Raw genomic sequence first — 25,053 nt, 5'->3', positions numbered from 1 at the left:
CGAATGCGCGAGATCCAATGCAGGCTGCTGATCATCGGCGCCGGTCCCGGCGGCTATGTCTGCGCCATCCGCGCCGGGCAGCTGGGCGTCGATACGGTCGTGGTCGATGCCGAACCGCCGGGGGGAACCTGCCTCAACGTGGGCTGCATCCCCTCCAAGGCGCTGATCCATGCCGCCGATGAATTTCATCGGCTTGCGCAGCTTTCCTCGACCCCTTCGATGGGGATTTCGGCCGGTGCCGCCCGGCTGGACCTTGGCGCCACCATGGCCTGGAAGGACGGCATCGTCGAGCGGCTGACCGGCGGCGTCGCCGCGCTGCTGCGCAAGGCCAAGGTGCGGCTGGTCACCGGCCGGGCCAGCATCCGCGACGGCAAGACCGTGCTGGTCGAGACGCCCGAGGGCCCGGTGCAGATCCGCACCGAGGTGCTGGTGCTGGCCACCGGCTCGGAGCCCATCGAGCTGCCCGCCCTGCCCTTTGGCGGCAAGGTGATCTCCTCGACCGACGCGCTGGCGCTGACCGAGGTGCCGGGCCGGCTCGCCGTGGTCGGCGGCGGCTATATCGGGCTGGAACTGGGTATCGCCTATGCCAAGCTGGGCGCCGAGGTGACGGTGGTCGAGGCCGCACCGCGCATCCTGCCGCAATACGATGCCGAGCTGACCCGCCCGGTGGCGCAGCGCCTGACCCAGCTGGGCATCCGGCTGCTGACCGGGGCGCGGGCCGGCGGGCTGTCGGACAGCGGCGCGCTGCGCGTCGCCGGGGTGGACGGGGCCGAGGACATCCAGGCCGACAAGGTGCTGGTCACCGTCGGCCGCCGCCCGCGCGCGACCGGTGCGGGGGTGGACGGGCTGCGGCTGGAGATGGCGGGGCCGTTCATCCGCATCGACGAACGCTGCCGGACCTCGATGACCGGCGTGCTGGCCATCGGCGACGTGACCGGCGAGCCGATGCTGGCGCATCGCGCCATGGCCCAGGGCGAGATGGTGGCCGAGCTGGTCGCCGGCCAGCGCCGCGCCTGGGACAAGCGCGCCATCCCGGCGGTCTGCTTCACCGATCCCGAGATCGTCAGCGTCGGCATTTCCCCCGAGGAGGCCGCGGCGGCGGGGCGCGAGGTCGTCACCGGCCTCTTCCCCTTTGCCGCCAATGGCCGGGCGATGACGGCGGGGGACGAGACCGGCTTCATCCGCGTCACCGCCCGGCCCGATACGCATGAGGTGCTGGGCATCCAGGCGGTCGGCGCCGGCGTGGCCGAGATGGCCGGCGGCTTTGCGCTGGCGCTGGAGATGGGCGCGCGGCTGGAGGACATCGCCGGCACCATCCATGCCCACCCGACCCGCGGCGAGGCGCTGCACGAAGCCTGCCTGCGCGCGCTTGGCCACGCGCTGCATATCTGAAAGGGGCATTGATCGCCGCCCCGCGATGGCGCAAACCCTGCCCGCGCGGGGCAAGGGGCGGGCGATGGCGGTGGAACGGACGGATTTGCGGGTCACGCTGGCCCCGCCCTGGCTGGTGGCCGATCTGGGGCGGGTGCGGCGCGTGCTGTCCTTTGCCCCGCATCGCCCCGGTTTTCGCAGCGCGCGGCATGTCCTGATCCGGCAGGTCCGCGATGCCGACCTGACCCCCGAACTGGACGCGACCCGCTGGCTGGGGGACGAGATGACGCGGATCGGCCATGGCGACGACGTGGGCATGATGACCTCGCGCGGGTTGCGCCATCACCGGCTGGCCTGTGCCGGGCCGGTGGCCTGCCTGGCCACCGTCGGCCTGGGCAATGCCGAGCGGGTCGGCCGGCGCCGCATGGCGCAGCCGCGGCGCGGCCATGGCACGATCAACATCGCCCTGCTGGTCGAGGACGGGCTGACCGAGGCTGCGATGATCGAGGCGCTGAGCATCGTGGCCGAGGCCCGCACCGCCGCCGTCATCGCCGCCGGGATCGACCTGCCGACGGGCCGCGCGACCGGCACCGGCACCGATTGCATCGCGGTGGCCTGCGACCCGGGCGCGACCGCATTCGCCGGGCTGCACACTGCCCTGGGCGAGGCGATCGGCGCCGCGGTCCATGACGCGGTGCTGGCCGGGGCGCTGGCCTGGGTCGCCGAGCATGGGGCCAAGCCGGCCCTGGCGGTGCCAAGCTGCACGGATTCATGAGTATTTGAGAAACGGTGAAATCTGGCAGTCTGGCAGTCTGGATCTACCCCACGAATATTTCCTTGTGGGGTAGGCTGCGGGGCACTATCCTGCCCCACGGGAAAAAATCCGTGGGGTAGCCCTTATGGCGCAGCATCTTTCGCCGGTGGCGGTGGCGGCCTGGACCGATCTGTTGCGGCATCTCAAGGATGCGGCGGTCAGCGAACTGCGCGGCGTGCCGCGGCTGAAAAAGGTCGGGCAGAAGGGCTATTGGTACGATCATTTCCGCATCGGCGACCGGACCGTCGACCGCTATATCGGCGAGGATGGCGAGGAATTGCGGGCGCGGCTTGACCGGCTGGAGAGCCTGCGCGAGGCCGAGAAGCAGAGCCAGCGCGAACGCGCGCGGCTGATGCGCATCCTGCGGGCCGAGGGTTGCCTGATGACCGATCGCGGCTCGGGCCAGGTGATCTCGGCCATGGCGCGGGCCGGGGTGTTCCGCTTGGGCGGCACGCTGGTCGGCACCCAGGCGTTCCGCTGCTACGAGGGCGAACTGGGCCTGCGCATCGGCTTCGATCAGACCGCCATGACCGACGATATCGACATCGCCAGTTTCGAGCGGCTGTCGCTGGTGCTGGGCGACAGGGTGACCGAACCGCTGGCCGAGGTGTTCCGCGACCTGCGCTTCGACCCCCTGCCCTCGGTCGAGGGGCAGCGGGTCTGGCGCTGGCGCCAGGGCGAGCAGCAGACGCTGGTCGAGTTCCTGACCCCCTGCTTCGACGGGACCGAGGGGCTGCGCGACCTGCCGGCGCTTGGCGTCTCGGCCCAGAGCCTGCATTACCTGAACTTCCTGATCGCCGATCCGATCCGGGTGCCGCTGCTTTACCGCGCCGGCTTCCTGATCCAGGTGCCGCGGCCCGAACGCTATGCCGTCCACAAGCTGATCGTCGCCGACCGCCGGCGCGAGGGGCCGGAGGCGCTGAAGGCGCGCAAGGACCGGGCGCAGGCCGAATTCCTGATCGAGGCGCTGGCCGAGGAACGGCCCGACGAGCTGCGCGATGCCTATGAGACGGCGATGGCGCAGGGCCCGTCCTGGCGCACGCGGCTGGCCGCGACGCTGGAGCGGATGCCGCATCTGCGCGACCGGCTGGAGGCGCTTTAGCCGGGGCGGAAATCGGCGGGCTTGATGCCGTGGCGCGCCAGCTTGTCGTAGAAGGTCTTGCGCGGCAGGCGCAGCCGGGTCATGGCCTGGGTCGCATTGCCCTGGGCAAGCCGCAGTGCCTCGCGGATCAGTTCGGCCTCGTATCCCGCGACCAGATCCGCAAGGCCCGGCGCCTCCTCGCCCTCCTGCGGCGGATCGAAGGGGGTCAGCCCCAGCGCATGGCTTTCGGCGAATTGCTGCAATTCGCGCAGGTTGCCGGGCCAGCCATGGCCGGCCAGCCGCGCCTTGACCGCGCCGGTGACCGGCGCCACCGGCAGGTTCAGCCGCGCCGCCGCCCTGAGCAGGAAATGCCGGAACAGTTCGGGAATGTCCTCGCGCCGCTCGGCCAGCGGCGGCAGGGTCAGGGTGATGCCCGACAGCCGGTAATAAAGATCGCCGCGAAAGCGCCCCTCCTGCATCAGCCGCTCCAGGTCGGCGCGGGTCGAGGCGATGACGCGCAGGTCCAGCGGCCGCGGCGCGGCGCTGCCGGGGGGCTGGATCTGGCGTGCCTCGATCAGCGCCAGCAGGCGGGCTTGCAGCGCCGGGCCGAGCGCGTCGATTTCGTCCAGATACAGCGTGCCGCGATGGGCGGCCTCCAGCCGGCCGGGCGCGCGCGGGCCGCGGCCCTGCGGCTCGCTGCCCAGCATCTCGGCTTCGAAGCGCGCCTCGTCCAGCGCGGCGCAGGCGACATGGACGAAGGCGCGGGCGCGGCGCGGGCTCTGGCGGTGGATGGCGCGGGCCACGGTTTCCTTGCCCGAGCCGCCGGGGCCGAGGATCAGCACGTCGCCCCCTGCCTCGGCCACCCGCTCGACGGTCTCGCGCAGGTGCTGCATGAAGGGGCTTTGCCCGATCAGCCGGGTCTCGCGCGCCGCGCTGTCCTGTTGCTGGCGGCGCAGGGTGCGGTTCTCCAGCACCAGCGCCCGGCTGGAAGCCGCCCGCGCCAGCGCCGCCGCCAGCGTGCCGCCGCCGACCGGCTTGGTCAGGAAGTCGTAGACCCCCTGTTTCAGCGCCGCGACCGCCATCGGCACGTCGCCATGCCCGGTCAGCAGGATCACCGGCAGGTCCGGGTCGAGCGCGCGGATGCGCTCGAACAGCTGGAAGCCGTCCATGCCGGGCATGCGCACGTCCGACAGCACCACGCCGGGCCAGTCCGGGCCAAGCCCGCCAAGCGCCTCGGCCGGATCGGTGAAGGCTTCGGCGCGAAAGCCGGCCAGATGCAGCGCCTGCATCTGCGCCTCCAGCAGGTCGGGATCGTCATCGACAAGGCGGACAAGCGGGGCGTCGGGGGCGGGTGCGTCGGTCATGCGGCTTTCGGCAGGTCGAGGTGGAAGGTGGCGCCCTGCCCTTCGCGCTGCGGCTCGGCCGTCAGGCTGCCGCCGAAATCCCGCGCGATCTCCTGCGAGATCACCAGGCCGAGGCCCAGCCCCTCGGGCTTGCTGGTGGCGAAGGGGGTGAAAAGCTGGGCGGCGATCTGCGGCGACAGCCCCGGCCCGTTATCCGCGATGCTGAGCCGCAGCATCGGCCCGTCGTCTTGCAGCGCGATGCGGATTTCCGGGTCGGCCCGGCCCTCCAGCGCCTCTTGCGCGTTCTGGATCAGGTTCACCAGGATCTGCTCCAGCCGCACGGTCTCGGCCATGACCCGCAACCCGGGCGGGATCTCGGGCAGGGTCAGGCGGATGTTCTGCGCCCGCCGCCGGCTGGCGGTCAGCAGCAGCGCCGCGTCCAGCGCCTCCTTGAGCGGGACCGGACCCATCTGGCCCGTGGCCTTGCGGGCAAAGCCGCGCAGCTCGGTGGTGATCTGCGCGATGCGGTCGGTCATGCGCGAGATCTGGGCCAGGTTGCGATCCAGGCGGGGGCTGTCCGAGGGCAGCATCTGCCGGCCGTTCTCGGCCAAAAGGCGGATGGTGGCCAGCGGCGTGTTCACCTCATGCGCGACGCCGGCGGTGATCTGGCCCAGCGTCGCCAGCTTGTTGGCCTGCACCATCTCGCCTTGCAATTGCGCCAGCCGCTGCTCGGCGGCGCGGCGCTCGCGCATTTCGGCGGTCAGGTCGCGGGTGCGTTCCTCGACCGCGCGCTCCAGGTCGGCGCGATAGCGGCGCTCGGCTTCGGCGCGGCGGGCGGCGCGGGTGCGGGCGCGCGCGGCCCAGAGCCCGCCGGCCAGCAGCAGCGTGAACAGGAAGCCGACCGTCCCGGCCGCCAGCAACGCCGCCCGCACCGCCTCGGCCCCCGGCGCACGGACCCATAGCACCCAGCCCGCCCCCGGCACCTCGCGCCGGGCCGAGACCTGCCCGGCCGCGACTGGCGGCAGCGGCCCGAAGCGCAGGCCCGGCAGGCTGGTCAGGATCACCTGCCCGGTGGCGTCGGTGACCAGCGTGGTCTCGGCCGCCCGGGTCCAGCCCTGTTCCATCGCGTCGAACTCGACCTTCACCACGACGACGCCCGGGGGGCCGCCCTCGGACGGCACGTCATGCGACAGATAAAGCCCGGGCCGGTTGCTGACGGTGCCGAGCGCGAATTGCGTCGCCTCGCCGCGAAGCAGCGCCTCGCTGAAATAGCTGCGGAAGCTGTAGTCCGAGCCGATGAAACTGTCGGGATCGTGCCAGTTCGAGGCGGCAATGGCGACGCCGTCGCGATTGAGCAGATAGATCACCGCGCTGCTGGTCTGTTCCTGCAACCGTTCCAGCTTTTGCGACACGCGCGAGACATTGGCCGGCGACGGATCGGCCAGCGCCTGCCGCACGGCGGCATCGTCGGACAGAACCGTGGCCACGGCGCGCTGCTTGGCCAGCACGCTTTCCAGCGTCTGCACCCGGCTCTGCGCGCTGACCGCCAGCCGCTCGGTCAGGGCGCGGGCGGCGCTGTCATGGGCCAGCCGGAAGGTCAGCGCCAGAGCGGCCAGCATGGCCAGCGCCACGGCGACCGCGAGCGTCAGCCGCCACAGCACCGGGCTGGGCCTCTCGCCTTGCGAATCGGTTGTGGCGGTCATGCTTCCCCATGCGGTCGGGCGTTGTGCGGGTTTCCACACTAGCAGATCCGGCCTGTGCGGAAAACCACACAGATCAGCCGGGCGGCTTTGGGCAAAAAGCCATGATTACAACGCATTGCTGTCATGCGCCGGGTTTTTGGGCGCCAGAGCCGGCGAATTTATCATGGCGGTCACATCACCGTCATACGCAGGTTGGAGGAGGCCCCATGCACATCGACACCACGGCCGCGCCGGTCGCTCACGCACCGCGGCCCTTTTACAGGCATCTTTATTTCCAGGTTCTTTGCGCCATCGTCGCCGGCGCGCTGATCGGGCATTTCTATCCCGAGACCGGCGAGGCGCTGAAGCCCCTGGGCGATGCCTTCATCAAGCTGGTCAAGATGATCATCGCCCCGGTCATCTTCCTGACCATCGTCACCGGGCTGGCCGGCATGGGCACGCTGAAGGGCGTGGGCTCGGTCGTCGGCAAGGCCTTCGGCTATTTCCTGACCTTCTCGACCCTGGCGCTGGTGGTCGGGCTGGTCACCGCCAATGTCATCCGGCCCGGCGCCGGCATGAACATCGACCCGGCGACGCTGGATGCCAGCAAGGTCGCCGACTATGCCAGCAAGGCGCATGAATCGTCGCTGACCGGCTTTGTCATGGACATCATCCCGTCCACGATCACCTCGGCCTTCGTCGATGGCAACATCCTGCAAGTGCTGTTCGTCGCCATCCTGTTCGGCATCGGCCTGATCCTGATCGGCGACAAGGGCAAGCCGGTCGTGGCGCTGTTCGAGGCAATCAGCCACGCCGTCTTCCGCATGGTGGACATCCTGATGAAGGCCGCGCCCGTCGGCGCCTTCGGGGCCTTCGCCTTCACCATCGGCAAATACGGCATCGCCTCGGTGGTGAACCTGGCGACGCTGGTCGGCACCTTCTACCTGACCTCGGCGCTGTTCGTGATCGTGATCCTGGGCACGGTCTGCATGCTCAACGGCTTTTCGATCTTCCGGCTGATCTCCTATCTCAAGGCCGAGATCCTGCTGGTGCTGGGCACCTCGTCCTCGGAATCGGCGCTGCCCTCGCTGATGGAGAAGATGGAGAAGGCCGGCTGCAAGCGTTCGGTCGTCGGGCTGGTCGTGCCGACCGGCTACAGCTTCAACCTGGACGGCACCAACATCTACATGACGCTGGCGGCGCTGTTCATCGCCCAGGCCACCAATACCGACCTGACGCTGCAACAGCAGATCCTGCTGCTGCTGGTCGCCATGCTGTCGTCGAAGGGCGCGGCGGGCGTGACCGGGGCGGGCTTCATCACCCTGGCCGCGACGCTTTCGGTGGTGCCGACCGTGCCGGTCGCCGGCATGGCGCTGATCCTGGGCGTGGACCGCTTCATGTCGGAATGCCGCTCGATCACCAATTTCATCGGCAATGCGGTGGCCACGGTCGTCGTCAGCCGCTGGGAGGGCGCGCTGGACCGCGAGCAGTTCGACCGCGTGCTGGCCGGCGGGACCGGAGGCGAGGCCGCCCCGATCCACGACCTGCACGGCGCCCCGGCCGGGCTGCGCCTGAACGAGGCCAGCGCCGACTGACCCCACGCGATTGCAGCAAGGGCGCCCCGTCGCGGGCGCCCTTTTGCGTTCAGGGCGGCGGCGCCGTGGTCTCCCGCAGCATCAGCCGCGGCGCCAGCAGGGTCACGGCCGGGATCTCGCGCCCGGCGATGCGGTCCAGCACGATCCGCGCGGCCTTGCGGCCGATCTCGCGCTTGGGCTGGCGGATCGTGGTCAGCGCCGGGGCCAGGTGCGACACCAGCTCGATATCGTCGAAGCCGACGATCGAGACATCGCCCGGCACATGATGCCCGGCGCGCTGAAGCCCCGACATGAAGGCGCAGGCCATCTCGTCGGAAAAGGCGAAGATGCCGGTCGGGCGGTCCGAGGCCGGCAGCGCCTGCCAGGCCAGCGCCGCCTGCTGCCCCGATTGCAGGGTGAAGTCGCCGGGAAACTCGGTGATCCGCGCATCGCCCGCCGCCGACAGCGCGCCTTCGCGCCGCGCCTTGTGCAGCACGTTGCCGGGCGGGCCGCCGATCAGGCCGATATGGCTGTGGCCAAGGCCGCGCAGATGCGCCACGGCCAACCGCCCGCCATCGCGATTGTCCAGCATGACGCGGGGCAGTTCCGCGCCCTCGATCCATTCGCAGGCGGTGATCACCGGCGGCAGGTCCGCCCGCCCGGCCAGATCGCCAAAGGGCGCCAGCCCGTCCAGAAGGATGATCCCATCCGCCCGCGAGGGGTCGAGGAAACGGTCCAACCGGGTATGGCGGCCGCTGTCCTCCAGCGTATCGGCGACCAGCAGGTCATAGCCGGCGCCGGCCAGTTCCCGGCCCATGCCGTCCAGGATCTTGGCAAAGAACGGGTTGCCCAGATTGGGCACCAGCGCCACGACGCAGCCGGTCCTTTGCTTGCGCAGGTTCCGCGCGGCGTGGTTCATGCGATAGCCGGTCTCGGCCACCGCCCGCATCACCGCCTCACGCGTCGCTTCGGCCACCACGCCGGGATTGGACAGCACCCGGCTGACGGTCGAGGCCGACACGCCCGCGCGCTGCGCGACATCCGACAATCTGGCCCGTCCGGGCGGGGTCCGACTTTCCATCGCCCAAGGTTACGCGCGCCGCGCGGCCGGGCGCAAGAAAATGTTGCAATCGATTGCAGACCAGTGCAGCCTGACCCTTGGGGAGAGAGGGAAACCATGCGGACCATCAAGGGACCGGCGCTGTTTCTGGCGCAGTTCATCGGCGAGACGGCGCCCTTCGACAGCTGGGACGGCATCACCCGCTGGGCGGCCGATTGCGGCTATCGGGGCGTGCAGGTGCCGACCGGCGACCCGCGCATGCTGGATCTGGAGCTTGCCGGGGACTCGCAGGACTATCGCGACGAATTTCTGGGCATCGCCCGGCAGAACGGCGTCGAGGTGACCGAGCTTTCCACCCATCTGCAAGGCCAGCTCGTCGCCGTGCATCCGGCCTATGACGCCGGTTTCGACGCCTTTGCGCCGCCCGCCCTGCGCGGCAATCCCAGCGCGCGGCAGGAATGGGCGGTCGATCAGGTCGCCCGCGCCATCCGCGTCAGCCGGCTGCTGGGGCTGGACCGGATGGCGACGTTTTCGGGGGCCTTGGCCTGGCCTTACCTTTACCCCTGGCCGCAACGCGCACCGGGGCTGGTCGAGGCCGCCTTCGACACGCTGGCCGCGCGCTGGCACCCGCTGCTGGATCTGGCCGAAGAATACGGCATCGACCTGTGCTATGAGATCCATCCGGGCGAGGATCTGCACGACGGCGTGACATTCGAGATGTTCCTCGACCGCGTGGACGGGCACCGCCGGGCGAACATGCTTTACGATCCCTCGCATTATGTCCTGCAACAGCTTGATTACCTTCAGAACATCGACATCTATCACGACCGCGTCCGCATGTTCCACGTCAAGGATGCCGAGTTCCGCCCGACCGGCCGACAAGGGGTCTATGGCGGCTATCAGGGTTGGGCCGAGCGCGCCGGCCGCTTCCGCAGTCCCGGCGACGGGCAGGTGGATTTCGGCGCGGTGTTCTCGAAGCTGACGCAATACGGTTTCGACGGCTGGGCGGTGGTCGAATGGGAATGCGCGCTGAAGCATCCCGAGGATGGCGCGCGCGAGGGCGCGCGTTTCGTGCGCGACCACATCATCCGGGTGACGCCGCACGCCTTCGACGATTTCGCCGCCAGCCGCGTGGACCGCGCGGCCATCGACAGGGTGCTGGGGCTATGAGGCCGGTTCGCCTGGGCATGGTCGGCGGCGGCAGCGGCGCCTTCATCGGCGCCATCCATCGCATCGCGGCCCGCATGGACGGGCGGTTCGTGCTGGTCGCGGGGGCGCTGTCCTCGGACCCTGCGCGCGCGGCGGCCAGCGCCGCCGAGCTGGGCATCCGCAGCTATGGCGATTTCGCCGAGATGGCGCGGGCCGAGGCGGCGCGCGAGGACGGGATCGAGGCGGTCAGCATCGTCACGCCGAACCACCTGCACGCCGCCCCCGCCGCGGCCTTCCTGCGCGCGGGCATCCATGTGATCTGCGACAAGCCGCTGGCCGCGACGCCCGAACAGGCGCGCCAGATCGCCGAGGCCGCGCGGGCCAGCGGCGCGCGGTTCTTCCTGACCCACAACTACTGCGCCATGCCCATGGTGCGCGAGGCCCGCGCGCTGGTGGCCGAGGGCGCGCTGGGGGATATCCGGCTGGTGCAGGCCGAATATCTGCAAGGCTGGCTGGCCGACCGGACCGACAGCAAACAGGCCGAATGGCGCACCGATCCCGCCCGCGCCGGCGCCGGGGCCATCGGCGACATCGGCACCCATGCCTGGCAGCTGGCGCAATTCGTCACCGGCCAGACGCCCGCGTCCCTGTCGGCCGATCTGTCCAGCATGGTGCCGGGCCGCGCGGTCGATGACGATGCGCGGATCGCGCTGCGCTACGCCTCGGGGGCAAAGGGCGGCATCTGGGTCAGCCAGGTCGCCGTCGGGCAGGAGAATGGGCTGTCCTTGCGCCTCTTTGGCACGCAGGCGGCACTCGAATGGCGCCTGTCCGACCCCGAGCGGCTGATCCTGTCGCCCAAGGACGGCCCGGCCCGCATCCTGACCCGGGCGCAGGACCGCAGCGCCTCGTCGCGCACCCCGCCGGGGCATCCCGAGGGCTATCTGGAAGGTTTTGCCAATCTATATCGTGATATAGCGGATGTTATTCGAGGCGATTCCAGCCTGTCGGATCGCATTCCCGGACTGAATGCCGGGCTGTCCGGCATGGATTTCATCGCCGCCGCCCAGGCTTCTGCAACACGGGACGGCGCCTGGGTCGAGGTCGGGCCATGACCGTGCTGGCGCTGAGAAACGTCTCGAAAAGCTTCGGCCCGATCGAGGTGCTGCACGGCGTCGATCTGGCGCTGGAGCCGGGCGAGGTCCATGCCCTGATCGGCGAGAACGGCGCCGGCAAGTCCACGATCATGAAGATCCTCGGCGGTTTCCTGGACCCGACTTCGGGCGAGATCCTGCTGGACGGCCAGCCCGCAAGCTTTGCCAGTGGCCCCGAGGCCGAGGCGCGGGGCATCGTGGTCATCCACCAGGAATTCAACCTTGCCCCCGACCTGACGGTGGCGGCGAACGTGTTCCTGGGCCGCGAGATCGGCGGCTGGCGGCTGGACCATGCCGCGATGCGGGATGCGACCGCCGCGCTGCTCAAGCGGCTGGACACCCGCATCGACCCCGATGCCCGCATCCGCGACCTGTCGGTGCCCGACCGCCAGATGGTCGAGATCGCCAAGGCCCTGTCGCGCAAGGCCCGCGTGCTGATCATGGACGAACCCAGCGCCGTGCTGACCCATCGCGAGGTCGGTGCGCTTTACGCCCAGATCGACCGGCTGCGGGCCGAGGGGGTGGCGATCCTTTACTGCTCGCACCGGCTGGACGAGGTGGCGCATCTGGCCGACCGCATCACCGTGCTGCGCGACGGCCGCGTGGTGCGCCAGGCGCTGCGCGGCGAGCTGACCGAGGACGGCATGGCCACCGCCATGGTTGGCCGCGAATTGCAGGATTTCTATCCGCCCAAGGGCCAGCCGGGCGACCAGCCGGCGCTGGAGGTCCGGGGCCTGACCGTGCCCGGCCGGGTCCGCGACGTCAGCTTTACCCTGCGCCGGGGCGAGGTGCTGGGCATCGCCGGTCTCGTCGGCTCGGGCCGCACCGAACTGGCCGAGGGGTTGGTCGGGCTGCGCACCTCGACCGGCGAGATCCGGGTCGAGGGCCGGCCGGTCGCCATCCGCAGCCTGCGCGACGCCTTTGCCGCCGGCCTCGCCTATCTGACCGAGGACCGCAAGGAGGCCGGGCTGCTGCTCGACAAGGGCCTGCGCGAGAACCTGACGCTGGCGACGCTGGAACGCTTCGGCGGCTGGCGGCTGGACACCCGCGCCGAGGATGCGGCGCTGGAGCGCGCCACGCAGGAATTCGACATCCGCGCCCCGCGCCGCGACATGCCGACCGGCAAGCTTTCGGGCGGAAATCAGCAAAAACTGTTACTAGCCAAGGTGATGTTGCCTGATCCTCGAATCATTCTCATCGACGAGCCGACACGCGGCATCGACGTGGGCACCAAGCGGCAGATCTATGCCTTCATCCGCAAGCTCGCCGCCGAAGGCCGCAGCCTGATCGTCATCAGCAGCGAGATGACCGAGGTGATCGGCCTGTCGGATCGCGTGCTGGTGATGCGCGAGGGGCGACTGGCCGGCGAGCTGGCCGGCGAGGACATGACCGAGGACCGCATCGTCCGCCTTGCCATGGGCGTGACCGGAGAAGCCGCATGAAACTCGACCTGCATACCCTTGGCCCGCTTGTCGCTTTGGTTGCCCTGGTGATCCTGGGCGCGGCGCTGAACAGCGCCTTTCTGGCGCCGGCGAACATCACCAACGTGCTGGCGCGCTCGGCCTTCATCGGGCTGATCGCGGTGGGCATGACCTTCGTCATCACGGCGGGCGGGCTGGACCTGTCGGTAGGGTCCATGGCCGCCTTCCTGGCCGGCATCGCCATCATCGCCATGAACGCCGCTCTGCCGACGACCGGCCTGAACTGGGGCACGATCCTGGTCGGCATGGGCGTCGCCGTGCTGGGCGGCATCGCCGCCGGATACCTGAACGGCGCGCTGGTCACCAAGGCGCGGATCGAGCCCTTCATCGTCACGCTGGGCACCATGGGCATCTTCCGCTCGCTGGTCACATGGCTGGCCGATGGCGGCACGCTGTCGCTGGATTACGGGCTGCGCACGCTTTACCGGCCGGTCTATTACAGCGGGATCGGCTGGATCACCTGGCCGATCATCGTCTTTGCCATCGTCGCGATCCTTGGCGAATGGACCATGCGCCATTCCCGCTTCGGCCGCCATGTCGAGGCCATCGGCTCGAACGACCGGGTCGCGCGCTATTCGGCCATCGACGTGAACCGGATGCGGCTTCTGACCTATGTGCTGCTGGGCGTGCTGGTCGGGCTGGCGGTGGTGCTTTACGTGCCGCGGCTCGGCTCGGCCTCGGGCTCGACCGGGGTCCTGTGGGAGCTTGAGGCCATCGCCGCCGTCATCATCGGCGGCACCGCGCTGAAGGGCGGGCGCGGCCGGGTCTGGGGCACGGTGGTCGGCGTGCTGATCCTGTCGCTGATCGACAACATCCTGAATCTGGCCGATCTGGTCAGCCCCTATCTGAACGGGGCGATCCAGGGGGTCATCATCGTTCTTGCTGTCGTCTTGCAGCGGGAGAAACGCACCGCCGAGGAGCGGTGACTGGGGAGGAAGCCAAAGATGAAACGCAGAAGCCTGATGAAAGCCGCGGCCCTGATGGCGGCGATGGGGATCGCCGCCCCCGCCGTCGCGCAGGAGGCCGAGAAGAAGATCATCGGCGTGTCGATCCCGTCCGCCACGCATGGGTTCATGGGCGGGCTGAACTGGCACGCGCAGGACACGATCAAGCGGCTGGGCGCCGCCTATCCCAACCTGGAATTCGTGCTCTCCACCGCCGGCGACCCGGCCAAGCAGGTCAACGATATCGAGGACATGATGGCCACGCGCAACATCGACGCGCTGGTGGTGCTGCCCTTCGAATCCGAGCCGCTGACCGCGCCGGTCAAGGCGGTCAAGGATGCGGGCAAATTCGTGACCGTGGTGGACCGCGGGCTGAGTCAGGAGGGGATCGAGGATCTTTACGTCGCCGGCGACAACACCGCTTTCGGCCGCGTCGCGGGGGAATACTTCAAGGAAAACCTTGAGCCCGGCGCCAAGGTCGTGGTGCTGCGCGGCATCCCGACCACGCTGGACAACGAGCGCGTCGATGCGTTCCGGGCGGCGCTGGAGGGGTCCGAGGTCGAGATCCTCGACATGCAGCACGGCAACTGGAACCGCGACGACGCCTTTGCGGTGATGCAGGACTATCTGGCGAAATATCCGCAGATCGACGCGGTCTGGGCGGCCGACGACGACATGGCCATCGGCGTGCTCGAGGCGATCTCGGCCGCGAACCGTCAGGACGAGATGTGGGTGATCGGCGGCGCCGGCATGAAGGAGATCGTCAAGCGCATCATGGACGGCGACAAGCAGCTGCCGGTGAACGTGACCTATCCGCCGGCGCTGATCTCCTCGGCCATCGAGATGACGGCGCTGAACTTCGTGTCGAACGCGCCGATGACCGGGCGCTTCATCATCAGCAGCCAGCTCATCACCCCCGAGAATGCCGAGCAGTTCTATTATCCCGACAGCCCGTTCTGACGGTCCGGCCGCAGCCCCGCCAGCTTGTCGGGGTTGCGGGTGATGAAGATGGCGGCGACGCGGCCGTCCTCGATCTGCAAGGCGGTGGTTTGCAGATGGCCGCCGACGCGGCTGAGGAAACCGGGCAGGCCGTCGATGGTGACGGCGCCCAGGAACTCGGGCGGCGGGCCGGGCTTGCGCGCCAGCCCGGCATAGAGCCGAGCGACGCGCTCGGCCCCGGCGATCACGTTGAGGAAGGCCACCACCTTGCCGCCGCCGTCGGAATAGATCCGCACGTCGCGGGCCAGGATGCGGCCCAGCACCGCCGGGTCACCCTGCCGGCAGGCCTCGAAGAAGGCGCGGGCCAGCGCCTCGCCGGCCTCTTTCGGAACGGCATGGCGGGGCCGGTCGGCGCGCACATGCGCCCGCGCCCGCGCCGCGAGCTGCCGCGTCGCGGCCGGGCTGCGGCCGATGGTTTCCGCGACCTCATCCAGCCTTTCGCCAAAGACGTCATGCAGCAGGAAGGCGGCGCGTTCCAGCGGCGTCAGCCGCTCCAGCGCCATCATCAGGGTCAGCGTCAGGTTGTCGGCGCGCAGGCCGTCGTCCTCGGGCTCGATCAGCGGCTCGGGCAGCCAGGTGCCGGGATAGGACTCGCGCCGGGCGCGGGCGGATTTCATCTGGTCGAGGCACAGGCGCGAGACCACCCGCGTCAGCCATGCCGCCGGCTCGGCGATGGCCGCCCGGTCGCTGCGGTCCCAGCGCAGCCAGGCCTCTTGCAGGATGTCCTCGGCCTCGGCATGGCTGCCGAGCATGCGATAGGCCAGGCGCAGCAGACGGGGCCGCTGCGCCTGAAAGGTTTGCGTGGCGCGGTCAGGCCGCATCGGCCCGTTCCGCCGGCAGGCCCATCGCATGCCGGGCGCGCAAGCCGACCTGCACGCGGTTCCACAGGTTGATGGCGCCGATGGCCAGCGTCAGCCAGGCGCGCTCGTCCGGGGAAAAGGCCGCCTCCACCGCCTGCCAATCCGCGTCCGGCGCCCCGGTCTGGGCGATCAGCGTCAGCGCCTCGGTCCAGGCCAGCCCGGCGCGCTCGCGGTCGGAAAACAGCGGGCTGTCGCGCCAGCCGGCGACCATGTGCAGGCGCAGGTGGGTCTCTCCGTCCTGCAACGCCTCGGCCGCGTGCATCTGGATGCAGAAGGCGCAGCCATTGATCTGCGAGGCGCGCAGCTTGACCAGATGCAGCAGTTTCGGCTCCAGCGGGCCGGCCTGCAGCGCGGCCTCGAAGCCTGTCAGCGCGCGATAGCCGGTCCTGGTGCGGTCGAAATGATCGGTCATGCGGGGTGTCATCGGGTTGCTCCGTTCTGTTGCACCGGCTTGACGAGGCAGCGCCCGGAAATGTGACATCCGCCCGCAAGAAAATCCACGGCCGCCGCCAGTCCGCCCGGTCAGGCCACCCGGCGGCCCTGCACCCAGGCGCCGCGCAGCGCGGCCCCGCCGCCGATGCGGGCGACGCGGATCACGTCGGCACGGGCGCCGGGGACCAGCCGGCCCCGGTCGCCCAGCCCCGTCGCCTCGGCCGGGGCGCTGGTGACGGTGGCGATGCCGCGCGCCATGTCGCCCCAGAGATCGCCCAGGAGCAGCGCCGCCGACAGCAGCGACGAGGGCACGTAATCCGAGGACAGGATGTCGAGCAGCCCGGCCTCGGCCAGTTCCGCCGCCGCGACATTGCCGGAATGGCTGCCGCCGCGGATCAGGTTCGGCGCCCCCATCATCACCAGGATGCCGTAGTCGCGGCAGGCGCGCGCCGCCTCGGCCGTGGTCGGGAATTCGGCGAAATGCGCGCCGTGCCCGGCCGAAACCGCGACCTGCGCCGCCGTGGTGTCGTCATGGCTGGCCAGCACCGCGCCATAGCGCCGCGCCTCGGCCACCGCCGTTTCCTCGTGCAGCGCGCCCAGCCGGTCGCGCAGGGCGCGCTGGCTGGCGACATGGTCGGCAAAGCCCTCGTCCGACAGGCCGTGCTTGCCGCAGACATAGTCCTTGAGCTTCGAGAGGTCGCGGAACTGCCGCTCTCCGGGCGTGTGGTCCATCAGGCTGACGATGCCGATGCGGTCCCGGGGGCCGAATTTCGCCATCTCGGCCACCAGCGTCTCGGAACAGACCTCGGCCCGCAGGTGCAGGTAATGGCTGATCTTCAGCGCGCCCATGGAACGCAGCTCCAGGATCTCGTTCGCCAGCGCCCGGGCATATTCGCCGTAGTTCGCCTTGCCGTCCGACACGACCGAACCGACGCGCAGCGCGTCGAAGACCGTGGTGATGCCCACCCCGGCCAGTTCGCCGTCATGGGCCAGGATCGCCGCCTGATGCGGCCAATGCACCCGGGGGCGGGGCTGGATATGGCGCTCCAGGTTGTCGGTATGCAGTTCGATCAGGCCCGGCAGCACCAAGTCGCCTTCGCAATTCACCGCGCCCGGCGGCACCGCGGCGCCCTGGTCGATGGCGGCGATATGGCCATCCGCCATGCGCAGCGCGCCGCGGATCACCTCGCCCGGCAGGATAAGTGTGGCATTGGCAAGGATCGTCTCGGTCATTTCGTGCTGTCCTGTCTTGCGTCCGGGTCCATGGGCGGGCTGAATGCCAGCGCCGTGTCACAAGCCTGTGACACGCGACCGCTAAGAGCCTGCGCATGGACATCATGAAGCGTTACGCCATCTATTACGCCCCGCCCGAGGGCGCATTCGCCCGCCGCGCCAGCGCCTGGCTGGGCTGGGATGCGGCCTGCGGCCAGCCGCTGACCCCGCCGGAGCTGGGCCTGCCGGCCGAGGAGATCACCCGCGATCCGCGCCGATACGGCTTTCACGGCACGCTGAAGCCACCCTTCCGGCTGGCCGAGGGCCGGGACGGCGACGCATTGCACCGCGCCGTCGCGGGGCTGGCCCAGCGGCTTTCGCCGGTCACCCTGCCCGGCTTGCGGCTGGCGAGCCTGGGCGGTTTCCTGGCGCTGGTGCCCGAAGGCGACACCGCGCCGCTGCAAGCCCTGGCGGCGACGGTGGTGGCGGCGCTGGACGGCCTGCGCGCGCCGCTGACCGAGGCCGAGATCGCCCGCCGCCGCCCCGAGCAGCTGACGCCGCGGCAGCGCGAGCTGCTGGAGCTCTGGGGCTATCCCTATGTCATGGAGGAGTTCCGCTTCCACCTGACCCTGACCGACCGGCTGGAGGGACCGCTGGCCGCCGAGGCGGCGCGGATCCTGGAGGCGCATTTCGCACCGGTCCTGCCCCGACCCTTCAAGGTCTCGGACCTGTGCCTGTTCGGCGAGGCAGAGGACGGGCGCTTCCACCTGCTGCATCGCTATACCCTTTCCGGCTGAAGCGCGGCGAGAAAGCGCGCAAGCCCCTGTTCGGGCGTGCCGTCGTTCATCACCACGCGCGGCGCGAGGCCGGGCGGCAGGGGAAAGCCCGCCCGCGCCAGCCGCGCCGCCTGATCCGCGCCGCTTTCCCGCCCGCGTCCGGCCAGCCGGCGGGCCAGCACCTCGGGCGGCGCCGTCACCAGCAACACCGTCAGGCCGGGGAAGCGCGCCTGCGCCTCGGCCAGGACGGCGCGGCTGGCGTTGATGAGCAGCGTGCCCTCGCCCGCCAAGGCATCGGCCGGGATGCCATAGCCGAGCCCATGCGCGCGCCAATGCAGGGCAAAGGCGCCTGCCTGCTGGCGGGCGGCGAATTCGGCCTCGGTGACGCCTTCGAAATCCTCGCCGCCCGCCTCGGCCGGGCGGGTGACGACGCGGCGGGCGGCGCGGATGTCGGGCCGCGCGGCGCAGGCCAGCGCCATCAGCGTATCCTTGCCCGCGCCCGAGGGGCCGACGACGGCGACCAGGCGGCTCATGCCGCCATCCCCGGCGTGAAGCCGGTCACATCGACCAGCCGGTCGCAGACCCGGTCCCGCGCCCCCTCGTCGTGGAAGATGCCGAGGATCGCGGCGCCGCGGGCCTTGGCCTCTTCGATCAGGCGCAGGACCACCTCGCGGTTCTGCGCGTCGAGGCTCGCGGTCGGCTCGTCCAGCAGCAACGCCGGATAGTCATGGGCAAAGCCGCGCGCGATGTTGACCCGCTGCTGCTCGCCGCCCGAGAAGGTGGTGGGCGACAGCCGCCACAGCCGCTCGGGGATGTTCAGCCGCGCCAGCAGGTCGGCGGCGCGCGTCCGCGCGGCCTCGGGGGGAACGCCCAGCCGCAACAGCGGCTCGGCCACCACTTCCAGCGTCGGCACGCGCGGCACGACGCGCAGGAACTGGCTGACATGGCCCAGCACCGCGCGGCGCAAGGCCAGGATCTGGCGCGGCTCGGCCGTGACCACATCGATCTCGCCGATGCGGATCGAGCCGCCCCCGGCCAGGTAATTGCCATAGACCATGCGCATCAGCGTCGATTTGCCGGCGCCGGACCGGCCGACCAGCCCGACGCATTCGCCGCCGGCCACGCGCAGATGCGCCCCCGCCATCACCGGGATCGCCACGCCGCCCTGATTGTGCAGGGTAAAGCTTTTCGAAAGGTTCCGGATCTCGATCATGGGCTACACCTGAAGGACAGAGGACACGAGAAGCTGGGTATAGGCATGCTGCGGATCGTCCAGCACCTGATCGGTCAGCCCGCATTCCACCACCCGGCCCGATTTCATCACCATCAGCCGGTCGGCGAGCAGCCGCACCACCGCCAGGTCATGGGTCACGATCACCACCGACAGGCCCAGGTCGCGCACCAGCCCGCCCAGCAGGTCCAGAAGCCGCGCCTGGACGCTGACGTCGAGGCCGCCGGTCGGCTCGTCCATGAACACCAGCCGCGGCCCCGTCACCAGGTTGCGCGCGATCTGCAAGCGCTGCTGCATGCCGCCCGAAAAGGCCGAGGGGCGGTCGTCGATCCGGTCCGCCGCGATCTCGACCCGGCCCAGCCAGTCGGTGGCGGTCTCGCGGATGGCGGCATAGTTGCGCGCGCCCACGGCCATCAGCCGCTCGCCGACATTGCCGCCGGCCGAGACGCCCATGCGCAGCCCGTCGCGCGGGTTCTGGTGGACATAGGCCCAGTCGCCGCGCAGCAGCCGGCGCCGCTCGGCCTCGGAGAAAGCCAGCACATCGGCGCCGTCGAACAGGATCCGCCCCTCATCCGGGCGCTGGTGGCCGGCAAGGCAGGACAGCAGCGTGGATTTCCCCGAGCCGCTTTCGCCGACGATGCCCAGCACCTCGCCGGGATAAAGGTCGAAGCCGACGCCCATGCAGCCGATCCGTGCGCCGTAGCGTTTCGTCAGGCCCTGCACCGACAGCAGCGGTGCGGCGGTGATGGCGTTCTGCATCAGGGTCATGGCGTGGCTCCTTGCGGCGACAGGCGGCCGCGATGTCCCTGCGCCTGGCGCGAGGCGCAGAAATCGGTATCGGAACAGACGAACATGCGCGTGCCGCGATCGTCGGTGATGACCTCGTCCAGATAGCTGCCGGCCGAGCCGCAGAGATCGCATTCGTGGTCGGCCTTCGAGGCGACAAAGGGATGGTCCTCGAAATCCAGGCTCACCACGTCGGAATAGGGCGGCACGGCATAGATGCGCGCCTCGCGCCCGGCGCCGAAAAGCTGGATCGCCGGATTGCCGGCCAGCTTCGGATTGTCGAATTTCGGGATCGGCGAGGGGTCCATGACATAGCGCCCCTCGACCCTGACCGGATAGGCATAGGCGGTCGCGATCTCGCCATGCCGGGCGATGTCCTCGTAAAGCTTGACATGCATCAGCCCGTATTCCTCAAGCTCGTGCATCTTGCGCGTCTCGGTCTCGCGCGGCTCCAGAAAGCGCAGGGGCTCGGGGATCGGCACCTGGTAGACCAGGATCTGGCCTTCGCTCAGCGGCTGCTCGGGGATGCGGTGGCGGGTCTGGATTACCGTGGCTTCCGCAGTGCGCTCGGTCGTCTCCACCCCCGCCGTGCGCTGGAAGAAGCGGCGGATCGACACCGCGTTGGTGGTGTCGTCGGCGCCCTGGTCGATGACCTTCAGCCGGTCGTCCGGGGTCAGGCAGGCCGCCGTCACCTGCGCGCCGCCGGTGCCCCAGCCATAGGGCATGGGCATCTCGCGGCTGGCGAAGGGCACCTGATAGCCGGGGATCGCCAGTGCCTTGAGCAGCGCGCGGCGGATCATCCGCTTGGTCTGTTCGTCCAGATAGGCGAAGTTATAGGCTTGGTCGGTCATTCCGCCGCCTCCTGCATCTGCACGGCCTCGCGCCGCATGCGCCGGACCAGTTCCAGTTCCGCCTGGAAATCGACGTAATGCGGCAGCTTGATATGTTCGAGGAAACCCGTCGATTGGATGTTGTCGCAATGGCTTAGTACGAATTCCTCATCCTGCGCGGGGGCACCGGTGAAATCCTCGCCCAGCTCTTGCCAGCGCAGGGCGCGGTCGACCAGCGACATGGAAATCGCCTTGCGTTCCGACTGGCCCATGACCAGGCCATAGCCGCGGGTGAATTGCGGCGGCTCGGTCTTCGAGCCCTTGAACTGGTTCACCGTGTCGCATTCGGTCAGCTCGACCTCGCCGATCTCGACGGCGAAGCCCAGCTCGGGCAGTTCCACCTCGACCGCGACGCGGCCGATGCGCAATTCGCCGACGAAGGCATGGGTGCGGCCATAGCCGCGCTGCGTGGAATAGGCCAGCGACAGGGTGAAGCCCTCGTCCGCCCGCGCCAGCGCCTGCAAGCGCAGCGCGCGCGAGGCCGGCAGTTCCAGCGGCTGGCGCGTCAGGTCGGGGGCGGGCGTGTCCTCGGCCGGCTGCCGCTCGATCAGCCCGTCGCGGTCCAGCAGGCCGGTGACATGCGGCACCGGCTCGTCCGGCGCAGGCGCCATGGGGGCGGGCGGCGGCGTGCCTTCGGCGGCCAGCGCGAAGTCCAGCAGGCGGTGGGTATAGTCGAAGGTCGGCCCCAGCACCTGCCCGCCCGGCAGATCCTTGAAGGTGGCCGAGACGCGGCGATCGACCGCCATCGCCGCCGTATCGACCGGGCGCGAGGCACCGAAACGCGGCAATGTGGTGCGATAGGCGCGGATCAGGAACACCGCCTCGATCAGGTCGCCGCGCGCCTGCTTGATCGCCAGCGCGGCAAGGTCGGGATCATAGAGCGAGCCCTCGGCCATCACCCGGTTTACCGCCAGCGCCATTTGCTCGCGGATCTGGGCCAGGGTCAGTTCGGGGACCGACGGATCGCCCCGGCGCTCCTCGGCCAGCCAGGCATGGGCGGCGTCGATGGCGCGCTCACCCCCTTTGACGGCGACATACATCAGGCGTCCTCCACGATGGTGCTGCGCGGCAGGGCGGCAAGGCGCGCGCCGCAGGTCAAGATGCAATCGAGGCCCAGCGGGAACAGCGCCCGGTTGGCGCGGAAGCCGGCAGTTTCGGGCAGCGAAAGCCGCGCCTCGGTCTTGATGCCGGGGCCGGTCAGGCGGGCGCCCTCGGGTTCCAGCCGGTCCAGCTCCACGATCAGCGTGGCCGAGCGGTCGGGATAGGACGGCTCGCCGATGCGGAAGCGGCTGACCGGTTGCAGCGCGTCCCAGCGGCCAAGCGCGAATTGCGCCTGTTCGGCGGGAACCAGCGGCGCGCCGGTGTGAAAGCCGATCCAGCCGCGCAGCGCCTCGCAATCCGCGGCCCCGGCCAGATGCAGCGGCGTGGTGCTGTCGGTCAGCGTCAGCAGCGCCACTCCGGCGGCGACGGAGATCGGAGCGGGCGGCTGCGCACCAGCGACGGTAAAGATGCGGCCGGGACGGGCCATGGCCTCCAGCAGCGCGCGAAAGGCATGGGCGGATTGGGTGGAAGGATCGGCAAAGCCGCCGGTCAGGATGGCATTCATGCGTCCTCTCCGCGCAGCATGGTGAAGAATTCGACCCGGGTGGCGGCGGCCTTGCCGGCGCGGGTGGCGCGGGCCTCGGCAGCCTCCTGGCGCAGGGGGCCCAGCACCTGCGCCGCGATCTGCGGCGCCGCGCCGGTCTGCATCAGCGCATCGGCGACGGCGGCACGGGCGGCATGCGCCTTGTTGCGGCCCTGCACACAGGCATGGCCCACCGCGCCCTCGGACAGGCGAACCGAGCAACGGGTGACGGTCATCTCGCCCAGGTTGAAGGGCGCGCCGGTGCCGCCGATGCGGCCCTGCACCATGACGGTGCCGATCTCGGGCGCGCGCAGCATCTCATACGCGGGCAGTTCGGGCAGCAGCGCCGCCAGCCGCCCCGGCGGCGCCTTGGCCAGCGCCGAGATCCAGTCGCGGCGCGCAGCGGTTTCGGGTTGGGATGATTGGGACATTCCGGGCCTCGACAAGCTTGCGGGTTTGTCTAGATTCCTATACAACTAGACAAGTGATAGCCCGCCCGTCGATTCGGCTCAAGGGCAGTCTTGTGAATTTTCGGTGACAGCAGGGACGCATGACTCGCAGTCCGATCTGGAAATCCATCGCCGACACGCTGGCCGGTGAAATCGCCGGGGGGCACTACCACCCCGGCGACAAGCTGCCATCCGAGGCGGTGCTGGCCGCGCGTTTCGGCGTCAATCGCCATACCGTGCGCCACGCGCTGGCCGCGCTGGCCGAGGCGGGGACGGTGCGTTCGCGCCGCGGCGCCGGGGTCTTTGTCGCGGCGCGGCCCACGGATTACCCCTTGGGCCTGCGGGTGCGGTTCCACCAGAACGTCGTCGCCTCGGGCCGCACGCCCTCGCGCCGGCTGACGCTGACCGAGACGCGCACCGCCAATGCCGAAGAGGCCGAGGCGCTGCACCTTGACCCCGGCAGCCCGGTGCATGTGGTCGAGGGCGTGTCGCTGGTCGATGGCCAACCGGTGGCGGTGTTCCGCTCGGTCTTCGATGCCGGGCGCTTTCCGGAGCTGTTGCGGCATGTGGCGGCGATCCCCTCGGTCACCGCCGCGCTGGCGGAATGCGGGCTTCAGGATTACACCCGCGCCTCGACCCGGCTGACGGCGGAACTGGCGCCGGCGGTGATGGCGCTGGCGCTGGAACTGGCCGAGGGGGCGCCGGTGCTGCGCTCGGTCGCGGTGAACGTGGACGCGGGCGGCGTGCCGGTGGAATACGGCACCACCTGGTTCGCCGGCGACCGCGTCACGCTGACCCTGCGCCCCGAGGATGCCCTCTAGCCCCGGATCAGCCTGCGGCGCAGCCAGCCCGAGAAACTGTCCATCGCCATGACCATCAGCACGATCAGCACCATGTAATAGGCCACGTCTTCCCAGTCCTTCTGGGTCTGGATCGCCTGGGTCAGCAACAGGCCGATGCCGCCGCCGACGATGGCGCCGATCACCGTGGCGCCGCGCGTGTTCGATTCCAGGAAATACAGCACCTGCGACAGCAGCACCGGCGTCACCTGCGGGATCACCCCGAAGCGCGCGCGCTGCACGGCGCCGGCGCCGGTCGAGCGGATGCCCTCGACCTGCTTTTCGTCGATGTTTTCCAAGGCTTCCGAGAACATCTTGCCGAAGCTTCCGGTATCGGTCAGCAGGATGGCGAGCGCGCCGGTCATGGGTCCGGGGCCGAAGGCGCGGGCCAGCACGATGGTCCAGATCAGCCCATCCACGCCGCGGATGAAGTCGAAGATCCGCCGCAGGCCGAAACGCAGCGCGCCCAGCGGCATCATGTTGCGCGCCGCCATGAAGCCCAGCGGCAGCGCCACCAGCGCCGCGCCGAAGGTGCCCAGAAAGGCCATCAGCACCGTCTCGAACAGGGCCCAGAGCACATCGCCGTGCCGCCACATCGCATTGGTCCAGAAATCGCGCGCCATGGCGGCGATGTTGGGCAGGTCGGGATCGACGCGCGGCCCCCAAAGCGCGCTGGCGGCGATCTCGGGCCAGCTCATGTAGTGGAACGGGCTGTCGAGGGTAAAGAAGAACAGCGCCCAGCCCGGCTGATAGCGGAAGGTCTCGACCTTGGAACGGGTATAGGCAAAACGCCCGGCCTCGGTGGTGACGCTGACCCGGCTGTCCGAGGCGTTGATCCAATCGGGCAACGGCTCGGGCGCGGTCAGGCGCAGCCCGCCGTCCTGCTGGCGGATGTCGATCAGGCCGTAGCCCGGCACGTCGTAGCGCGCGCCCTCCGCGTCATAGGTGACGACATGGCCGCGGCCCAGGTCGATGCGGGTGGTATCGCCCTGGGTGGCGATCCAGCCCGGCAGGCGGTCCGAGGGATAGGTGCCCTTGGCCTCGCCGTCGATGGCGACGCGCAGCGCGCCCGTGCGGTTGTCGCGCGTCACATGGGTCTTGTGCTGCCAGAAATCCGACAGCAGCACGGCGGCATTGTCCATCCGTGCCCGGCCGGCCAGCCCGGCGATGTCGAAGGCGATGGCGGCATAGGCCAGATAGGCCAGGATCGCCAGCGGCACCGCAAAGGCTGCCAGCCGGCGACGGGCAAAGCGGGTCAGCACGGTATCGGTCAGCGCGGGGGAAAGCGTGGCGGTGGTCGTCATG

Annotated in this window: 25 protein-coding genes; 11 read left to right on the top strand and 14 right to left on the bottom strand. The window is 70.0% G+C overall.

Annotated elements, in window-relative coordinates:
- Window positions 1-3: 3 nt before the first annotated feature.
- The 3 genes from lpdA to AQY21_RS23695 all read left to right on the top strand — a co-directional run bounded on the left by lpdA (window position 4) and on the right by AQY21_RS23695 (window position 3,287).
- Window positions 4-1,392, top strand: coding sequence for a dihydrolipoyl dehydrogenase (gene lpdA, locus AQY21_RS23705; RefSeq protein ID WP_058100043.1), 1,389 nt, complete (start codon window positions 4-6; stop codon window positions 1,390-1,392).
- Between the two features lie 64 nt (window positions 1,393-1,456).
- Window positions 1,457-2,146 carry an adenosylcobinamide amidohydrolase gene (locus tag AQY21_RS23700; RefSeq protein ID WP_058100069.1) on the top strand — a complete coding sequence of 230 codons (690 nt, stop codon included), beginning with the start codon at window positions 1,457-1,459 and terminating at the stop codon, window positions 2,144-2,146.
- Window positions 2,147-2,270: 124 nt separating this feature from the next.
- On the top strand, window positions 2,271-3,287 hold the full coding sequence (locus AQY21_RS23695; protein WP_058100042.1) for a GSU2403 family nucleotidyltransferase fold protein: 1,017 nt from the start codon (window positions 2,271-2,273) through the stop codon (window positions 3,285-3,287).
- On the opposite strand, the gene AQY21_RS23690 is transcribed toward AQY21_RS23695, so the two are convergent.
- Together AQY21_RS23690 and AQY21_RS23685 are read right to left on the bottom strand one after the other, a co-directional pair.
- Window positions 3,284-4,630 carry a sigma-54 dependent transcriptional regulator gene (locus AQY21_RS23690; RefSeq protein ID WP_058100041.1) on the bottom strand — a complete coding sequence of 449 codons (1,347 nt, stop codon included), beginning with the start codon at window positions 4,628-4,630 and terminating at the stop codon, window positions 3,284-3,286. The two genes, AQY21_RS23695 and AQY21_RS23690, sit on opposite strands and share 4 nt — an antisense overlap.
- Window positions 4,627-6,312: an ATP-binding protein gene (locus tag AQY21_RS23685; RefSeq protein ID WP_058100040.1), complete on the bottom strand. Its 1,686-nt coding sequence runs from the start codon at window positions 6,310-6,312 to the stop codon at window positions 4,627-4,629. The genes AQY21_RS23690 and AQY21_RS23685 overlap by 4 nt, the downstream gene beginning before the upstream one ends.
- A gap of 206 nt (window positions 6,313-6,518) precedes the next feature.
- Between AQY21_RS23685 and AQY21_RS23680 the strand changes: the two genes are divergently transcribed.
- Window positions 6,519-7,886 carry a dicarboxylate/amino acid:cation symporter gene (locus tag AQY21_RS23680; protein ID WP_058100039.1) on the top strand — a complete coding sequence of 456 codons (1,368 nt, stop codon included), beginning with the start codon at window positions 6,519-6,521 and terminating at the stop codon, window positions 7,884-7,886.
- A 49-nt stretch (window positions 7,887-7,935) separates the two neighbouring features.
- On the opposite strand, the gene AQY21_RS23675 is transcribed toward AQY21_RS23680, so the two are convergent.
- A complete protein-coding gene (locus AQY21_RS23675; RefSeq protein WP_058100038.1) occupies window positions 7,936-8,946 on the bottom strand; it encodes a LacI family DNA-binding transcriptional regulator in 1,011 nt (336 codons plus the stop codon).
- Window positions 8,947-9,042: 96 nt separating this feature from the next.
- Here AQY21_RS23675 and AQY21_RS23670 point away from each other — a divergent pair, with 96 nt between their 5' ends.
- From AQY21_RS23670 to AQY21_RS23650, 5 genes are read left to right on the top strand one after another with little or no spacing between them, the layout of a single operon-like run.
- Complete coding sequence (locus tag AQY21_RS23670; RefSeq protein ID WP_058100037.1) at window positions 9,043-10,095, top strand: sugar phosphate isomerase/epimerase; 1,053 nt, start codon at window positions 9,043-9,045, stop codon at window positions 10,093-10,095.
- A complete protein-coding gene (locus AQY21_RS23665) occupies window positions 10,092-11,186 on the top strand; it encodes a Gfo/Idh/MocA family protein (RefSeq protein WP_058100036.1) in 1,095 nt (364 codons plus the stop codon). Before AQY21_RS23670 ends, AQY21_RS23665 begins: the two co-directional genes overlap by 4 nt.
- Window positions 11,183-12,667: a sugar ABC transporter ATP-binding protein gene (locus tag AQY21_RS23660; RefSeq protein WP_058100035.1), complete on the top strand. Its 1,485-nt coding sequence runs from the start codon at window positions 11,183-11,185 to the stop codon at window positions 12,665-12,667. The genes AQY21_RS23665 and AQY21_RS23660 overlap by 4 nt, the downstream gene beginning before the upstream one ends.
- Entirely contained in the window at window positions 12,664-13,632 is a 969-nt protein-coding gene (locus tag AQY21_RS23655) for an ABC transporter permease (protein ID WP_058100034.1), read from the top strand. The genes AQY21_RS23660 and AQY21_RS23655 overlap by 4 nt, the downstream gene beginning before the upstream one ends.
- An 18-nt stretch (window positions 13,633-13,650) precedes the next feature.
- Window positions 13,651-14,610, top strand: coding sequence for an ABC transporter substrate-binding protein (locus AQY21_RS23650; RefSeq protein ID WP_058100033.1), 960 nt, complete (start codon window positions 13,651-13,653; stop codon window positions 14,608-14,610).
- Here the strand turns inward: AQY21_RS23650 and AQY21_RS23645 are convergent.
- From AQY21_RS23645 to AQY21_RS23635, 3 genes are all read right to left on the bottom strand, one after another.
- A complete protein-coding gene (locus AQY21_RS23645) occupies window positions 14,589-15,470 on the bottom strand; it encodes a sigma-70 family RNA polymerase sigma factor (protein ID WP_058100032.1) in 882 nt (293 codons plus the stop codon). The genes AQY21_RS23650 and AQY21_RS23645 overlap by 22 nt on opposite strands.
- Window positions 15,460-15,933, bottom strand: a complete 474-nt coding sequence (locus AQY21_RS23640; protein WP_058100031.1) for a carboxymuconolactone decarboxylase family protein — start codon at window positions 15,931-15,933, stop codon at window positions 15,460-15,462. The genes AQY21_RS23645 and AQY21_RS23640 overlap by 11 nt, the downstream gene beginning before the upstream one ends.
- 98 nt (window positions 15,934-16,031) lie before the next feature.
- The gene (locus AQY21_RS23635; protein WP_058100030.1) at window positions 16,032-17,174 is read right to left on the bottom strand and encodes an alpha-D-ribose 1-methylphosphonate 5-triphosphate diphosphatase; all 1,143 of its coding nucleotides are present in this window, start codon (window positions 17,172-17,174) and stop codon (window positions 16,032-16,034) included.
- A 95-nt stretch (window positions 17,175-17,269) separates the two neighbouring features.
- Between AQY21_RS23635 and AQY21_RS23630 the strand changes: the two genes are divergently transcribed.
- Complete coding sequence (locus AQY21_RS23630; RefSeq protein ID WP_058100029.1) at window positions 17,270-17,950, top strand: DUF1045 domain-containing protein; 681 nt, start codon at window positions 17,270-17,272, stop codon at window positions 17,948-17,950.
- Here AQY21_RS23630 and phnN read toward each other — a convergent pair.
- Genes phnN through phnG form a run of 7 tightly spaced genes read right to left on the bottom strand, consistent with a single transcriptional unit; the run spans window position 17,932 to window position 22,891 of the window.
- Window positions 17,932-18,462, bottom strand: coding sequence for a phosphonate metabolism protein/1,5-bisphosphokinase (PRPP-forming) PhnN (gene phnN / locus AQY21_RS23625; protein ID WP_058100028.1), 531 nt, complete (start codon window positions 18,460-18,462; stop codon window positions 17,932-17,934). The two genes, AQY21_RS23630 and phnN, sit on opposite strands and share 19 nt — an antisense overlap.
- Entirely contained in the window at window positions 18,459-19,142 is a 684-nt protein-coding gene (phnL, locus tag AQY21_RS23620; RefSeq protein WP_058100027.1) for a phosphonate C-P lyase system protein PhnL, read from the bottom strand. The genes phnN and phnL overlap by 4 nt, the downstream gene beginning before the upstream one ends.
- A gap of 3 nt (window positions 19,143-19,145) precedes the next feature.
- Window positions 19,146-19,928: a phosphonate C-P lyase system protein PhnK gene (gene phnK, locus AQY21_RS23615; protein WP_058100026.1), complete on the bottom strand. Its 783-nt coding sequence runs from the start codon at window positions 19,926-19,928 to the stop codon at window positions 19,146-19,148.
- Entirely contained in the window at window positions 19,925-20,797 is an 873-nt protein-coding gene (locus AQY21_RS23610; RefSeq protein ID WP_058100025.1) for an alpha-D-ribose 1-methylphosphonate 5-phosphate C-P-lyase PhnJ, read from the bottom strand. Before AQY21_RS23610 ends, phnK begins: the two co-directional genes overlap by 4 nt.
- On the bottom strand, window positions 20,794-21,876 hold the full coding sequence (locus AQY21_RS23605) for a carbon-phosphorus lyase complex subunit PhnI (protein WP_058100024.1): 1,083 nt from the start codon (window positions 21,874-21,876) through the stop codon (window positions 20,794-20,796). Before AQY21_RS23605 ends, AQY21_RS23610 begins: the two co-directional genes overlap by 4 nt.
- Window positions 21,876-22,442: a phosphonate C-P lyase system protein PhnH gene (phnH, locus tag AQY21_RS23600; protein WP_058100023.1), complete on the bottom strand. Its 567-nt coding sequence runs from the start codon at window positions 22,440-22,442 to the stop codon at window positions 21,876-21,878. Before phnH ends, AQY21_RS23605 begins: the two co-directional genes overlap by 1 nt.
- Window positions 22,439-22,891: a phosphonate C-P lyase system protein PhnG gene (gene phnG / locus AQY21_RS23595; protein ID WP_058100022.1), complete on the bottom strand. Its 453-nt coding sequence runs from the start codon at window positions 22,889-22,891 to the stop codon at window positions 22,439-22,441. Before phnG ends, phnH begins: the two co-directional genes overlap by 4 nt.
- A gap of 119 nt (window positions 22,892-23,010) precedes the next feature.
- Here phnG and phnF point away from each other — a divergent pair, with 119 nt between their 5' ends.
- Complete coding sequence (gene phnF / locus AQY21_RS23590; protein WP_058100021.1) at window positions 23,011-23,730, top strand: phosphonate metabolism transcriptional regulator PhnF; 720 nt, start codon at window positions 23,011-23,013, stop codon at window positions 23,728-23,730.
- On the opposite strand, the gene phnE is transcribed toward phnF, so the two are convergent.
- Window positions 23,727-25,052, bottom strand: coding sequence for a phosphonate ABC transporter, permease protein PhnE (gene phnE, locus AQY21_RS23585; RefSeq protein WP_058100020.1), 1,326 nt, complete (start codon window positions 25,050-25,052; stop codon window positions 23,727-23,729). The two genes, phnF and phnE, sit on opposite strands and share 4 nt — an antisense overlap.
- Window position 25,053: the final 1 nt, after the last annotated feature.

The organism is Paracoccus sp. MKU1, assembly GCF_001447385.1.
Lineage (GTDB): Bacteria > Pseudomonadota > Alphaproteobacteria > Rhodobacterales > Rhodobacteraceae > Paracoccus.
This window is presented reverse-complemented; position numbering and strand designations above follow the sequence as displayed.